Source organism: Thermomicrobiales bacterium, from assembly GCA_023954495.1.
Lineage (GTDB): Bacteria > Chloroflexota > Chloroflexia > Thermomicrobiales > CFX8 > JAMLIA01.
In genome coordinates this window covers 1-14,967 of sequence record JAMLIA010000020.1, presented here as the reverse complement: position 1 = coordinate 14,967, position 14,967 = coordinate 1, and the positions used below count along the sequence as shown (strand labels likewise).

The following is a 14,967-nucleotide window of genomic DNA, read 5'->3' as shown; positions in this document are numbered from 1 at the left end:
TAACGCGACCCCAGGCATTTTTGTGCTGTTGGACGGGAAATCGGCGGCAAGGGCACGGTTCCTGGTTGCTGATTCCGCGCCAGTTCATCGGCCAGACTGAGGGGAAAACGCTGGATGACCGAACAACAGGCGCTGCGCATGGCGCTGACGGGTGATAGCCTGATCGCCCGCAGCATCAGCGTGTATCAGGATGAGCCAACGCAAGCGTTGCTGCAGGTTCTCCGGGAGAGCGACGTCTCCTTTACCAATCTGGAGTCGTTGCCCAACAACTTTGAGGGCTATCCCGTCGAAGACAGCGGGGGCTCGCACCTCGGGGCGCATGAGTGGGTGATTGATGAGTTGGTGGCCGCCGGAATCAATCTCTTTGCCATGCCGAACAATCACAGCCTGAACTATGGTGTGTCGGGCCTGCTGACGACGATCGACATCCTCAACGCACATGACATTGTCTGGGCAGGCATAGGCCGCAATCTGGGCGAAGCGCGCATGCCTGCCTATCTGGACACGAGCGCCGGGTCGGTCGGATTGGTGGCCTGTGCCTCGACGTTTGGCAAGGGGCAGCAAGCGAGCGTCCAGCGGCCCGACATGGCCGGGCGTCCCGGAATCAACCCGCTGCGCTACTCCACGACGTATATCGTTCCAGAGGACGATCTGGCGGCGTTGCGCCGTGTCGTCACCAACCTCGGGCTCGAGGAACGCCGTCTGGATCGCATCCGGCTGGGGTTCGGCTTCCCACCAGCATCCGAAGACATCCTGCCGTTCCTCGATGCCAACTTCCGCGCCGGTGACTCGACGCGGATTGAGACGGCACCGAACCAGCGCGATCTGGATGAGATCTGCGCCTGGGTTGCCGAAGCTGCCGGTCGATCTGACCTTGTGGTTGCCAGCATTCATGCGCACGAACAAGGCAAGACGAAGGAGGAGCCGGCCGACTTCATCCGAGCATTTGCCCGCAGCGTCATCGCGGCCGGCGCAGACGTCGTGGTTGGCCACGGTCCGCATCTGCTGCGCGGCGTCGAGATCATCGACGGCAAGCCGGTGTTCTACAGCCTCGGCAACTTCGTTGGCCAGAACGAGCTGACGTACAAGCTGCCGTCGGATTCGTATGAGACATTTCGGATTGAGCCGACGACGACACCTGGACAGGTCTACGCGCAGCGATCCGAGGGCGACACTAAGGGATTCCCGGCCGATCAGCGCTACTGGGAGACGATCGTCCCGGTCTGTCACTGGGACGGATCGACCCTCAGAGAGATAACGATCTATCCAGTTTGGCTCGGGCTTGGTGAGGCAACCCACCAGCGAGGGCGACCGCGCCTTGCAACTGGGGCGGTTGCAACTGGTATCCTCAATCGGTTCCAGAAGCTCTCTGAGCAATTTGGTACACAGGTCGTGGTCGAGGGGGAGCTTGGCGTCATACGAATGTGACGACAAGTATTCGACGCACACAGGGAGAGACCGTAGGGAGATCTTCCACTTCTAAGGGGACGGCAGAGGGGAGGTGCCCGGCAGTCAATCTCTTCTCGGTTGCAACAGGTGACGAACCAACCGAACGACACGAACCGTTGGACATTCTCAGGAGGGGTGATTGAGCGTGGATCGACTAACACGCATGTCCGATTTGCTTGAGCGCGTGGGACCGACCTCGCGCCGCGGGTTTTTGAAACGCGCCGTCGTCATGGGTGCTGCCTTGCCGTTGGCCGGCTCGGTGCTCTCCGCTTGCGGTGGTGACGACGATGACGATACGCCGGCAGCAACAGCGACGACCGCTGATGCCGCCGAGCCGACTGCCGATACCAGCGGCGAGGCAACCGAAGAGCCGGCAGCCGAAGCGACCGAGGAGCCTGCAGCCGAGGCGACCGAGGAGCCTGCAGCCGAGGCGACCGAATCCACCGGTGGCGAAGGCAAGCAAGGCGGCATGCTGATTGTGATGGGCCACGAGGGCGTCGATGGCCTGAGCCCGGACTACATCGGTCCGACGGTCAACTGGGCCTGCATCACGCAGATCCATAACGCACTTACCGAAATGGACCCGTGGTTCGAGTATCAGCCGACGCTCGCCGAGTCGTATGAGATCAGCGATGACGGCACCGTCTACACATTCAAGCTGCGATCCGATGTCCCGTTCCATGATGGTGAGACGTTCTCGGCTGAGGATGTTGTGTACACCTTCGAATACTACGGCAATCCGGACAACGCGATGACGACCGGTAGCCGCTTTGTTGGCATAACCAGCGTTGAGGCACCGGATGACATGACCGTTGTCGTCAGCCTTGACGCGCCGAATGCTGCGTTCCTCACCAAGGCCGGTTCGTCGTTCATCGTTCCGAAGCACGTTCACGAGCCGATCGGCGATGCCGAGTACAGCACGAACCCGGTTGGTACCGGTCCGTTCAAGATGAAGGACTACGATCCTGCATCGTTCGTTGAACTCGAGGCGTTCGAGGATCACTTTCGTGGTCGCCCGCTCCTTGATGGCTATCGCCTGAACACCGTTCCGGAGCCATCGGTGCGCGCGATTGCGCTGGAAACTGGTGAGGCCGATTCGTCGGTCTGGTCGCTCAACACGGATGACAACATCCGCCTGCGCGACAGCGGCAATTTCTATGTCTCGATCACGTCAAGCACTGCCTGCAACAACTTCCAGATCAACACGACGAGCGATCAGTTCAAGGACAAGGTCGTTCGCCAAGCGATGATGTTTGCCCTGGATCGGGACACGATCGTGAACGACATCTGGCGCGGGCTGGCAGTGAAAGCCACGACCAACCTGTCGCCGGCAGTCGCGTATTATCACGACGACACCGATGTCATGAAGTACGACTACGACCCGGATACGGCCAACCAGATGCTGGACGAGGCCGGCTGGACCATGGGCAGCGACGGCGTCCGTGAAAAGGATGGCGTTCGGCTGGAGTGGAAGTGCGGCATGATCTCGGGCGATCAGGCACGGCGTCCGATCGTCGAGGCGTTCCAGCAGTGGGTCACCCAGGTCGGTGGGAAGTTTGACATTGTCGAATCGACTGCCATGACTGAAGATGTCCGTTCCAACAAGCTCCAGATGGGTATGCACAACTGGACGTGGGGCGGTTCTGGTGGCGACCCGGATGCCACCGCGGTGATGCACTCCGATTGGTCTGGCGTGTCTCTTGGCACGCACTACTCCAACCCGGAGATGGATCAGCTGCTTGAAGATGGACTGGCCGAGCCAGATCCTGAGAAGCGCAAGGTGATCTACAAGCGCGTCCAGGAGATCTTCTGCGAAGATGTGCCGATTCTGTTCGTGCAGTATTGGGACTGGTTCGTGTTCTTCACCACTCGGGTGAAGGGTCTGCCAGAAGAGCCGCTGCTCTCGGGTAGCCAAGTCTACAACATGGCCTACAAGATGTGGATCGAAGAGGCCTGATCTGATCTCACCGGTTAGCTGTCGGAGTCGCTGCACGCGATTCCGGCAGCTTGCCGAGTTAACGGGAACTGGAACGAGCCGCGATGGTTAGCTACATCATTCGTCGACTGCTGCAGGGGGTCGTGGTGGTATTTATCATCACGTTCTTCGCGTTTGCGATCCTTCAGGCAGCACCCGGCGACCCGATTGACCTGATGCTCGGCGAGGGCAACGTGCAGATGTCGGCCGAGCAACGCGCGGCTATCCTGCACAAGTGGGGCATGGATCGCCCGTGGTATGAGCAGTACTTCACGTGGTTAAAGAACTTCGTTTCTGGCGACCTGGGTGAGTCCATCGTCCGACGTGGCTCGCCGGTTAGCGGCATGATTTTCAGCGCCGCGATTCCCACGCTGAAGTTGAACCTCATTGCGTACGTCATAGCGATCATCATATCCATTCCAGCCGGAATGTTGGCGGCAATTAAGCGCTATTCCGCCTACGACTCGGCTGTCATGGTGATCGCAAGCGCGGGCGTGGCGTTGCCTGTCTTCTGGGTCGCGCTGATGTCAATCATCTTCTTCTCGCTCAAATTAGGCTGGTTACCGCCGTTCGGTTCGAGCGGCTGGAAAGCGTATATCCTGCCGGTCCTCGCGTTGTCACTCAACGAGCTGGCGCTCCTGACGCGCATGATGCGCGGAACGATGCTCGAAGTCCTTGAGCAGGACTACGTAAAGACCGCGCGATCGAAGGGACTCTCCGAGTACGCCGTGATCGTCGGGCACGCAGTTCGCAATGCGCTTCTGCCGATCATCACGATCCTCGGTGTGCGGGCTGGATTCCTCATCAGCGGCTCGGTCGTTGTTGAGTCGATCTTTGCCTGGCCGGGACTTGGCTCGTTGTTCCTCGACTCAGTCAACCGCTTTGACTTCCAGGTTGTGCAAGCGATCGTCGTCCTGCTAACCGTGTTCGTCCTCCTCGCAAACATCCTGACGGATCTTCTCTACGCGGTCATTGATCCGCGCATCCGGCTGAACAAGTAGGAAGCGAGCAGGAGTAAACGACCATGGAGACGACCACTTCTACCAACGAAACCCTGGAAGAAGCCGGGATCCGCGACGCAGAGAAGAACCGTCGCAGTGAGCTATCGCGATCTTGGCGACGATTCAAGCGGTTCAAACCGGGTGTTGTTGCACTCGTGTTTATCGCGATCCTCGGCGTGATTGCGATTATTCCCGGTGTTTTCGAGCCGTATAGCTACACAGCCATTGCACCTGCGCAGCGCGGTGCCGGCCCGAGCTGGGCACATCCACTCGGCCAGGATGACCTCGGCCGGGATATTCTCAGCCGCCTTATCCGCGGGACGCGCGTGGCCTTCGTCGTCGCGCTGGCAGCGACGTCGATTTCGCTCCTCATTGGCATTACCGTCGGCGCAGTCGCTGGCTACTTCGGCGGTACGGTTGATTCGTTGCTATCGCGTGTTGTCGACGCTATTCTGGCGTTCCCGCTGCTGATCTTGCTGATTACTCTGGCTGCTGTGCTCGGCCCGAGCCTGTGGACGGTTGTGATTGTGATCGGCATGACATCGTGGGCGTCATATGCCCGCGTTGTGCGCGCTGACGTTCTCAGTTTGCGTGAACGTGAATTCGTGCTGGCTGCCCGGACGGCGGGAGCGACCGACCGGCGTGTGATCTTCCGCCACATCGTCCCGTCTGTTTTGGGTCCGGTCATCGTGCTGGCCAGCCTGTCGGTCGGTATTGTCATCCTGCTGGAAGCGTCGCTGTCCTTCCTCGGCTTCGGCATTCAGCGCCCGACGCCGGCCTGGGGCAGCATGTTGTCTGATGGTCGCGACTTCCTGCGCAACTATCCGCACATCGCGATCTCGCCAGGCATCATGATCTTCCTGACAGTGTTGGCGTTCAACCTGATCGGCGATGGTCTGCGCGACGCGCTCGATCCGCGCCAGCGCGAGTAATCGACTCGGCAACCACGATGGCAACATCAAAGGAGCCGGACCAATTGGTCCGGCTCCTTTGATGCTCTCGGCGTTTGAGACGCGTGCTAGCTCTTGCTGTTCTCAGGCGACGGGCTGAGCGCCGTGATCTTGAGCGGCAGGCCGAACAGGGTGATGAAGCCCTCGGCGTCGGCATGGTCGTAATCGGCGCTGGCTCCGAAGGTCGCGAAGTCCTCGGAGTAGAGCGAGTATGGCGAGCGGCGACCGGTGACGATCGTGTTGCCCTTGTACAGCTTCACACGCACATCCCCGGTGACGCGCTTCTGGGTGACGTTGACGAAGGCATCGATCGCCTCGCGCAGCGGCGTGAACCAGAGGCCGTCGTAGACGAGCTCAGCATAGCGCTCGCCGACCAGATCCTTGTAATGCAGTGTCTGGCGATCGAGCGTGACCGACTCAAGCTCCTTGTGGGCGACTGAGAGGATCGTCGCACCCGGCTGCTCGTAGATGCCGCGGCTCTTCATGCCGACGAGGCGGTTCTCGACGAGGTCGATCCGACCGACGCCGTGCTTGCCGCCCAGCTCGTTCAGCAAATCGACAATCTCGACCGGACCGAGAACCTGACCATCGACTGAAATCGGTGTGCCCTGCTCGAAACCGATCGTGATCTCCTGCGCTGCGTCGGGCGCATCCTCCGGAGCGACCGTGATTCCGAAGATCTCGGACGGTGGCTCCAGCCAGGGATCTTCGAGCTGTCCGCCCTCGTGGGAGAAGTGCCAGAGGTTGCGGTCTCGGGAGTAGATGTTTTCTTTCGACTGGCGGATGGGGATCTCGTGCATGCGAGCGTACTCGATCGCGTCCTCGCGGGAGTGGATGTCCCATTCGCGCCACGGTGCGATGACGGCCATCTCGGGTGCCAGCGCCTGATAGGTTAGCTCAAAGCGCACCTGATCGTTGCCCTTGCCGGTGCAGCCGTGAGCCAGCGCATCCGCGCCTTCCTTCTTGGCGACGGCGACCTGGTGGGCGGCGATGACCGGGCGGGCGAAGCTGGTGCCGAGCAGGTACTTGCGCTCATAAAGCGCACCGGCACGCAGAGTCGGGAAGGCATAGTCCCGGATGAACTCTTCTTTGAGATCGGCGATGTACAGTTTTGACGCGCCGCTCTGGATGGCCTTCTCTTCGAGGCCGTCGAGCTCAGCCTCCTGGCCGACGTCGGCTGCGAACGCGACGACTTCGCCGCCGTAGTTCTCCTTCAGCCAGGGAATGATGATCGAGGTATCCAGACCGCCGGAATAGGCAAGGACGGTCTTCGTGACCTGGGGCTTGTCTGACATCGAAACGGGACTCCTTCAACTCCATACCTCAGTGAGCAATGACGGGCATGCCTTCCACACGGGACGGCGAGGCTATGCGCCTCCTGATCCTGCGGCGATCGTTGCGTCTGAGTTTGCGTTGATTCACGATCCACGCTCCGATTCGAGCCGTAAAACGCCCCGCTGACGCTACCACGCGCAGCGAACCATCGTCAATTGAGCCACAGCCGACGCGGTTTGTCGTGTGTTGACGGGGTGAGTTGCGAGGAATTTGAAGTGCGACAAGGGCATTCATTTGTCGTCGCGTGGATTGCCTATGGGTTCAAGGTGCGGTCCGTGATAGCGGAATCCAGCTGAGCGAAGAACTCGTCTCGATTGAGGACGATCGGACCGTTCTTCGCGAGGCCACCCCCAAGGACGTAGCGTGCGGTCGGCAACCAGGCTGTGCTGAAGCCGTCAGGGATCATAGAGGTGAATGCTCGCCCGTAGGCTGCGACAGGAAATGGGCTATCTATGGGAATCAGCCCTACGACAACGTGATCACCTGACTCGTAGTGGAAGTATCGGCCATTGTGTTGAATGGTCACACCATCCAGCGTTCCGCCTTCGACAAAGATAACGACTGAATGTGAGCCGTCAAATTGGTTAGTAACGTCCAAGTACGGATCGGCATCGAGCTCAATCACCACTGGAGTCAGGATGGTTCCAGGATTCGCAGCTCTGTCCAGCACGTTTTCAGGGCGTACGCCATCAGGGGTTGTCCACATTGGCGGCAAGAAATCCGTGACTATGCCAGAGATGACAAGCTCGGAGAAACTGACCAGCATTGCGGGATCGGTCGGCGGATCCTCTTGCGACGAGATGTCGATCGTCAGAGGCTCGTTCTGGGTGAATGTTGGCTCCGTGGTGGCAGCGGCGCTGGTTTGCGTGGAGCCCGCGCTCGATCCGGTCGGGATTGATGGTGCTGGAGCTGATTGGTTGCCGGGCGTGTTGCTTCCACAGGCGGCAGTCAAAAGGGTCGCGAGCGCCACTAGCAAGAGCGTCCATCGTACGTCATTGTGTGCGCGAATGTGAGGCATTGGGTCCCTCATAGCTTCAGGCAGCGGTGTTTGACTGCGGCGATTGTCTGAGGGAACGCTTGTGTGTTTCGCACGCATTCGACTTGATATACGGCGATTGGCGACTCGGCGGATTGACCAGCCATTCGTGGTGTGGCTGCTGCTCGGTGTGCTGGCTGGCCGTAGGACGGCGCGGTGCGTTTATGACGGTTCGCACGGTAGGAAATGCAGTGGCGTTCGATGTTGCACACGCACCTTTCAAGTACCGCCTTAGCCGTTGCTCGACCGATAACTATCGCGAGCGGGTCGGCTCGATCAGAAGGACAGCGGCGGCGATGCCGCAAATGATGGCGAGCGGTGCGGCCTGCGAGAGCGCGGCGTCGGCGTTCGCGCCGAGGCCGAAGCCGACCAGCAGGGCTACGATCAGAATGCAGGTGGCGAAGATGGTCATGAGAGCGATCTGGCGGGTCATCTGCTGCGACATTTCGGTGACTCCTTGACCTTAGAACAAACGAGCCGAACAAATGTACGTACATAGTAGAACGGCTGTTCGCCTTTGTCAAGCAGTCAATGAAATGTGGATCGAGCGATTGACCCGTTGCGGCTGAGGGGGGTGCTCTTCCGATCTGGACTGAGGCGGGCGGGTGGGAGATCTGTCACTGCGGCTCGAGATGACAGGACAAGGGGCAGTCTGCCGCGCCAGGAACTTTATGCTGGACAGGGGGAGTGAGCGGCCGGCAGTTCCCGCTTGTCGAGCCGTCCGATTCGACAGCCATCCCCGAACCCTGTCATTTCGAACCGCAGTGAGAAATCTCCCACCCGTTTGAGGCAGCCATACGAGGAGGAATGGATCCTTCACTCCGTTCAGGATGACAGAGGAAGGGATTGGGGCGCGGCCGCACTCGTCTGTTTCGGGCCGGGGAGATTCTCGCTGCCGGGTGCCCTCCGGGCGTGAAATGACAGGATTCGGCGCGGCCTGCCGCTCCCGACACTTTCACTGCGGTCGACTACTCAAGGTGCCAGAGGAGAGCAAGCTACCGTCATGACAGAAACGGTGCGGCCGACTACTCATCCTGGCAGCGGGCGCGGATGCGGAACCCTCCGGCGTTACGTTGCCCTTGGCGTTGATATTCCATTGAGGTGCGCGCGAACGCGAGCGCAAAAACCGGAAGACCGCGTCAATTGGCCGACGCGGTCTTCTGCAATCATGTCGTAGGTGGCGGGGTTGCGGATTAGTATGCGCGAGTGGGCCACATGCCGCGCGGTTGGCTGCGGATCATGTCGATGTCGGACGCGACCATGTCGGCGATCATGTCCTCGAACGATACTTCCGGCTCCCAGCCCAACAGCTGCCTGGCCTTCTCAGGATTGCCGACGAGCAGGTCCACCTCGGCCGGGCGCATGAAGCGCTCGTCGATGACAACGTGATCTTCCCAATTGAGGTCTGCTGCGTCGAAAGCGATCTCGCAAAGGCGGCGGACGGTGTGGGTGCGGCCGGTGGCGACGACGAAGTCTGTCGGCTCGTCCTGCTGCAGCATGAGCCACATCGCGCGAACGTAGTCGCCGGCGAAACCCCAGTCGCGCTGCGCGTCCAGGTTGCCGAGGGCAAGCTTGTCTGTTCGGCCTTCGCGGATCAGAGCGACACCGTGGCTGATCTTGCGGGTGACGAACTCCAGCCCACGACGTGGGCTTTCGTGATTGAAGAGGATGCCGGAGGTCGCGAAGAGGTCGTAGGACTCACGATAGTTCACGGTGATCCAGTGGCCGTAGACCTTGGATACGCCATATGGCGAGCGTGGGTAGAACGGCGTGGTCTCTGTCTGCGGGACTTCCTGGACCTTGCCGAACATCTCCGAGGACGATGCCTGATAGAAGCGGGCATCCGGTTTGGCTAGCCGGATTGCCTCAAGCATGCGAGTGACACCGAGGGCGGTGAACTCGCCGGTCAGGACCGGTTGCTGCCAGGACGTGGGCACGAACGACTGGGCAGCGAGGTTGTAGATCTCGTCCGGCTGAAACTCCTGAATAAGACTGATGAGCGAGAGCTGATCGAGAAGGTCGCCGTGAACGAGCTGAATGCGGTCCATCAGATGCGCGATGCGCCCGACGGTTTCGGTGCTCGTGCGCCGCATCATGCCGACGACACGGTATCCCTGATCCAGAAGAAGCTCGGCGAGATATGACCCGTCCTGGCCGGTAACGCCGGTGATGAGGGCTGTCCTGGATGGCTGGTTCAATCCGCTGTGTCCTTTGCTCGCGTCTGTTGGCAAGTCTGCCAGCAACCGATGATAGACTGCGCCGCAGACGAATCCAAATGAACGAAGGTCATACAGGTGGGCGAAGAGCGTGGCCTGACCGAGGCGATCCTGGCACGGGCGTGGCAGGAAGGGATGTTCGCGGACGAGATGCGGACGGTCGAAGGCGGTCGTCTGCGGGTCGTCTATCGCGGCGTCTGGACGTTTTCGAACGGTCCGGATTTTCGGGATGCCATGCTGGAGATCGACGACAGACTCGTTCGCGGATCGGTCGAGCTGCATTTGCGGTCGTCGGACTGGTGGCGACACGGCCACGAGAGCGATCCGGCATACGACGATGTTGTCCTGCATGTCGTGCTTGAGTATGACGCGGTCGGCGCGTGTGGCCCACGCGGCGTGGCAATTCCAACGGTTCGCCTGGGCGACTTCCTGACCGCGCCAATTGAGCAGATGCGCGTCGATATTCGGTCGGTCGTGCTAGGCCCAACTGGCTCGCGTCCGTGCCTGCCGACGCTGGCCGGCGGGCGGGAGCAGGTCGTGCATGAGCTGCTGGCCCGCGAGGGCTGGCGCAGGATGACGGCGAAGCGGCTGGCGTTTCGGCAGGCTCTGGAGGACGAGACAGCCGGTGAGGTGCTCAAGCGCGGGATGCTGGATGCACTGGGGCTGTCGCAGAATCGGGCCGGTATGGCCGCCGTTGCCGATCGGCTGCCGTTACCGATGCTGGAGCGCGCAGCGGCGGCGGGAGGCGACGCAGTTCGCGGCGTATTGCTTGGTGTCGGTGGATTCCTGCCGCTCACGCCGCAACATGCGGCAACGGCTGATCTCAGCGCAGATGAGGTGCAAACTGTTGAGTCTGCGGGCATGCGCTTGATGGCCGAATGGCACTTGGCGAGCGTGGACGATGCTGTCTGGGAGCTGAACCGGGTTCGTCCGACGAACCATCCGGTGCGTCGTCTCGCGTCGTTTGCTGATTGCATGCGCTCTTCTGCGGGCGATGGGTTGCTGGCGACCGTGCTTAGTGTCCCTCTGGAGCGCCCGGATGCCTGGCGGCGATGGTTGCGCTTGGCGTCACCGCGTCTGGGTCAGTCGCGCGCCGACCAGATCGCGGTCAATGTCATCGCTCCGTTCCTGGCGGCGTATGCCGACGTGATGGGCGAGCAGGGGCTGTCAGAGCGCATCGGCGAGGTCTGGGAGACAATGCCGGGGCGACCCGACGATGTGATCGCCCGGCAAACGTTGCAGCAGATCTGCGGGGACATGCCGTTTGTCGTCAAGCGGGCGATTGAGGTGCAGGGACTGCACCAGATCGGACGGAACGGCTGTCGGGAGTTGCGTTGCTTTGAGTGTCCGATCGCGCACCTTGCCGCGCAATTTGAGGCACCGATCGGGGATATCTCGCTGATTCGCGAGTGAGACCGCGTCAGGGGATCCGGACGGTGGTTGATGCGGTCGACACATTTCCGGCTGCGTCGCGTGCTTCGACAGTGACCTGCGCTTGCTGCGAGCCATCGGAAACGATGATCAGTACGACGTACGCACTCTCGTCGGTGGAAAACGGGCCGTAGGTGGTTGCGAATTCGGCGCTGATGGTGATGTCTACGATGCCGGTGTCATCCGTGCCAGTGAAGTGGATTGATGGCGTTGACCGAGATGCGTCGATGGTAGGCGCCAGGTCGATCGTTGGCGTGACGGTGTCGATGCCAAACGCGCGCCAGACTTCGTTCGCGATGGCTATGTGCCCGGCGTTGTTCGGATGTACGTCGATTGGCCAGAGGGTGAAGTCGGCGATGTGGTCCTCGAATACGGTGGCGACATCAGCTACTTGTGCGTTTGATGCAGCCGCAGATTGCTTGATGATGTCGTTGAACTGCTGCACCCACCAGGCATCGGACTGCGGTTCGTTCGGATTGCCACTCGTCAGGTCGTAATAGGTGGTGACGACGATTGTCACCCGCTCGCCGACCAGGTTACGAATTTCAGCGAGGGCGGCGGGGTAGGAGGTGCTGAATGCGTCGAGCTGCGACTGGCGCGCGGTCGCGTCTTCGCCCTGCGCGTCAAGCATCTCGTTGCCACCGAGCGAGAGGGTGGCAGCGGCGATCGGTGTGCCAGCGTCGGCTAGCTGAGTGATCAGGTTCTGCAACTGGGCCAGCTGACCATTGTTCTGGAAGGAATCGGCTGTCTCGCCGGGACGGCTCAGGTTGTTGAGCGAGATCTCCGTGCCGTCGTGCTGCGTGAGCAGGTCATGGACCAGCGCCACGTAGCCGCGCGTTCGGGGCAGGCTGGAGCCGGTGCCGAACGCGATCGAGTCACCAAGCGCGATGTATGCGCCGGCCGATGCTGCCTCCAGGCTATGTCAGTGGCTGGCGCGGTGACGACAACGCAGCAGCGCGATTGTCCAGGAGCATTGCGCGACGGCTCATTGCGCAATCACTCTGAAAACCGGAGCGTTGTCGGACAGGAGCTGTCGCTCGGCGGTGTCCGACCAGGTTGTGGTGACGCTATCGAGCGGGAGCGCTCGTTGTTTGTTCGTGGTTGCAGTGGCGAGCAGATAGATCGTGCGTCGATCGCCGTGATCCACGACTCCGGCCCAACCTGCGACCGTTGCGTTGGTGTGCAGCGATTCCTGTATAGATCGCAGCGCTGTCAGAGCGGCGGTCTCCGTGGAGGAAATTTTGGCGGTCGGGAGTGCTGGCGTTTGATCAGCGTCGGCAAGCAAGATACCGGACCCGGGCACGATGACAATGGCTCCGGCGTGGGTGATGGGCTTGTCGTCGCGTGCGCCGACGATGATCTCGACCTCGCCGCGGATGCGTGCGTAGGTCGCAGGCAGCAGCTCCGGCAAGACCTTCGTATCGCCGACAATGGGCATGAAGTTCGCATCGCCGTTCCAGCGTGGGACGACGTGGACGTGCAAGTGATCGGCGATGCCGGCTCCTGCGACTGCGCCGAGATTCATGCCGACGTTGAATCCGTCGCAGCCGAGCGCTCGGCGGGATGCCTCGGTAGCAATTGCTGCCAGCGCGAACATCTCATCGCGGGTGGCGGCGGGTAGATCCTCAAGCTCCGAGATGTGCTCATTTGGCACCACCATCGAGTGGCCGGAGTTGTACGGGTACAGGTTCAGGATCATGAACGCATTCGTGCCTCGGTGAACGACCAGCGACTCGCGGTCATCTGCCGCCGTCAGCGCATTGCAGAAGACGCAGTCGGGCTGCTTGTTGCCGCCAACGTAGGTCATTCGCCACGGACTCCAGAGGCGCTCCACGCGCTTTCCTCCGCTATGATTCATACAGGATCGCCGCGCAGATCCTAGCAGAACAGGCGCTGGCGAGGCAGCACGGATTGTCAGTTTGTGGATGAGGTGAGCGTACGTTCGCACACGTTGAGCCAGGGCGTATCAGGGTCATATGCTATACTGCCTGGCTGGACGCCACCGAGACCGCCCGGTTGACAAGGTTACGCGAAGGTAAACGTGGCGAGCGGACGGCTTGACAGAGGGACACTGATCTCCTTGGCAGTGAACCCGGCCCGCACTCAGCGGACGGTCGGAGACTCGCCGTATTGGCTGGTCGTACTGGCTCGGATCATTTCCGACGCCGCACTCGTCTTCGTGGGCTTTTACGCAGCGTACTGGTTGCGCTACTCCATGCATGTCGGCGGCGAAGTGCTGCCGTGGGCGTATCAACCGTTTTCCTTCTTCCTCTCCAAAGTGTTCATGCTTGTGGTTCTGATTGTGGCGATCTTCCACGTGCGGAAGATCTATCGTCAACCGCGCTGGACGACGTTCCTGGACGAAGCGATTTCTATAGCCAATGGCGTTACCACGGCAATGGCGCTGGTCGTACTCTATTCATTCCTGCAGCGCTTCTACCCATCGCGTTTGCTCTTTATCTACGCCTGGCTGCTGATCATTGCCCTGCTAGTCGGGAAACGGCTGCTCTTGCGCTTCGCGCGTGAACGGCTTTGGATGCGCGGTATCGGCGTCGACAAGGTGCTGATCATTGGAGCAGGCCGCGCGGGCGAGCGCCTGATGCAGTGGCTGCTGAGCCAGCCCCGGCTGGGCTACCAGGTGGTCGGGTTCGTCGACGAGGAGCCGCCGCCCGATGACTGGGCGATTGCGACTGACCGCCGCGTCATTCGACCGCGCTACCTGGGAGTCGAAAGAGACGTTGGCGCGCTGGTGCGCGAATACGACGTTGATGAGGTCATCATCGCCCTGCCGACGACGTCGCAGGCTCGCATCATGGGCATCGTGAATCAATGTCGGGCGGCGGATGTTGAGTTCAAGCTTGTGCCGGACCTCTTTGAGCTGGCGATGGATCGGGTGAACATTCACGATGTCGCTGGTCTGCCGCTGATTGCGCTGAAGCCGGCTGAGATTGCTGGATTCAATTACGCGTTGAAGCGGGCGATTGATCTGCTTGTTTCATCGGTGGTGCTCGTGATTGGCGCTATTCCGATGGCGCTGATGGTGCTGGCGATTCGGGTCGACTCACCAGGGCCTGTTCTGTTCCGGCAGGTCCGCGTCGGGCGCAATGGTCGCCACTTCGTCTGCTACAAGTTCCGAACAATGGTGCGCGACGCGGAACAGCAGCAGTCCGAATTGCAGAAGGCGCATAACGCGGACAGCCGCCTGACCAAGCTGAAGGATGATCCGCGTCGGACGCGGGTTGGCAAGATTCTGCGGCGTACCAGCCTCGATGAGTTACCGCAGTTCTTCAATGTGCTCAAGGGCGAAATGAGCGTCGTCGGTCCGCGTCCGCCGGTGCCGGCCGAGGTGGCCGGGTACGACGAGTGGCACCACGGGCGCTTACTGGTGACACCTGGACTGACCGGTCTGTGGCAGGTGTCGGGTCGCAGCAATCTGACTTTCGACGAGATGGTACGGCTGGACCTGTATTACGCGGAGAACTGGTCGCCGTGGCTGGATATCACGATCATGCTGCGCACAATTCCAGCCATCCTGACTGCTCGTGGCGCATACTAGCCGCATGATGTCACAGAT

The 14,967-nt window shown here is 60.9% G+C and carries 12 protein-coding genes; 6 read left to right on the top strand and 6 right to left on the bottom strand.

From position 1 onward, the window contains the following. Positions 1-114: 114 nt before the first annotated feature. From M9890_05870 to M9890_05855, 4 genes are all read left to right on the top strand, one after another. The gene (locus M9890_05870) at positions 115-1,428 is read left to right on the top strand and encodes a CapA family protein (GenBank protein ID MCO5176484.1); all 1,314 of its coding nucleotides are present in this window, start codon (positions 115-117) and stop codon (positions 1,426-1,428) included. A 166-nt stretch (positions 1,429-1,594) separates the two neighbouring features. Beyond that, a complete protein-coding gene (locus M9890_05865; GenBank protein ID MCO5176483.1) occupies positions 1,595-3,406 on the top strand; it encodes an ABC transporter substrate-binding protein in 1,812 nt (603 codons plus the stop codon). Between the two features lie 83 nt (positions 3,407-3,489). Then, a complete protein-coding gene (locus M9890_05860) occupies positions 3,490-4,425 on the top strand; it encodes an ABC transporter permease (GenBank protein MCO5176482.1) in 936 nt (311 codons plus the stop codon). 23 nt (positions 4,426-4,448) lie between these two features. After that, positions 4,449-5,357: an ABC transporter permease gene (locus tag M9890_05855; GenBank protein MCO5176481.1), complete on the top strand. Its 909-nt coding sequence runs from the start codon at positions 4,449-4,451 to the stop codon at positions 5,355-5,357. A gap of 86 nt (positions 5,358-5,443) precedes the next feature. Here M9890_05855 and M9890_05850 read toward each other — a convergent pair whose 3' ends face one another. The 4 genes from M9890_05850 to gmd all read right to left on the bottom strand — a co-directional run bounded on the left by M9890_05850 (position 5,444) and on the right by gmd (position 9,944). Further along, positions 5,444-6,670 (bottom strand): argininosuccinate synthase, encoded by a 1,227-nt coding sequence (locus M9890_05850; protein MCO5176480.1) that lies wholly within the window; start codon positions 6,668-6,670, stop codon positions 5,444-5,446. Between the two features lie 293 nt (positions 6,671-6,963). Beyond that, on the bottom strand, positions 6,964-7,680 hold the full coding sequence (locus M9890_05845; GenBank protein MCO5176479.1) for a hypothetical protein: 717 nt from the start codon (positions 7,678-7,680) through the stop codon (positions 6,964-6,966). Positions 7,681-7,999: 319 nt separating this feature from the next. Beyond that, a complete protein-coding gene (locus M9890_05840; GenBank protein ID MCO5176478.1) occupies positions 8,000-8,191 on the bottom strand; it encodes a hypothetical protein in 192 nt (63 codons plus the stop codon). A 748-nt stretch (positions 8,192-8,939) separates the two neighbouring features. Next, entirely contained in the window at positions 8,940-9,944 is a 1,005-nt protein-coding gene (gene gmd, locus M9890_05835; GenBank protein MCO5176477.1) for a GDP-mannose 4,6-dehydratase, read from the bottom strand. Between the two features lie 96 nt (positions 9,945-10,040). Between gmd and M9890_05830 the strand changes: the two genes are divergently transcribed. Then, complete coding sequence (locus M9890_05830) at positions 10,041-11,375, top strand: DUF2851 family protein (protein ID MCO5176476.1); 1,335 nt, start codon at positions 10,041-10,043, stop codon at positions 11,373-11,375. Positions 11,376-11,382: 7 nt separating this feature from the next. On the opposite strand, the gene M9890_05825 is transcribed toward M9890_05830, so the two are convergent. Next, on the bottom strand, positions 11,383-12,240 hold the full coding sequence (locus M9890_05825; protein ID MCO5176475.1) for an SGNH/GDSL hydrolase family protein: 858 nt from the start codon (positions 12,238-12,240) through the stop codon (positions 11,383-11,385). 138 nt (positions 12,241-12,378) lie between these two features. After that, positions 12,379-13,227, bottom strand: a complete 849-nt coding sequence (locus tag M9890_05820; protein MCO5176474.1) for an HIT domain-containing protein — start codon at positions 13,225-13,227, stop codon at positions 12,379-12,381. Between the two features lie 252 nt (positions 13,228-13,479). On the opposite strand from M9890_05820, the gene M9890_05815 reads away from it, so the two are divergent. Continuing rightward, positions 13,480-14,949: an undecaprenyl-phosphate glucose phosphotransferase gene (locus tag M9890_05815; protein ID MCO5176473.1), complete on the top strand. Its 1,470-nt coding sequence runs from the start codon at positions 13,480-13,482 to the stop codon at positions 14,947-14,949. The last annotated feature ends 18 nt before the right edge of the window (positions 14,950-14,967 follow it).

Bases quoted from the DNA above. Each gene is read 5' to 3' on its own strand.
- M9890_05840 (MCO5176478.1), bottom strand. From the start codon at position 8,191: ATGTCGCAGCAGATGACCCGCCAGATCGCTCTCATGACCATCTTCGCC.
- M9890_05870 (MCO5176484.1), top strand. From the start codon at position 115: ATGACCGAACAACAGGCGCTGCGCATGGCGCTGACGGGTGATAGCCTG.
- M9890_05855 (MCO5176481.1), top strand. From the start codon at position 4,449: ATGGAGACGACCACTTCTACCAACGAAACCCTGGAAGAAGCCGGGATC.
- M9890_05860 (MCO5176482.1), top strand. From the start codon at position 3,490: ATGGTTAGCTACATCATTCGTCGACTGCTGCAGGGGGTCGTGGTGGTA.
- M9890_05850 (MCO5176480.1), bottom strand. From the start codon at position 6,670: ATGTCAGACAAGCCCCAGGTCACGAAGACCGTCCTTGCCTATTCCGGC.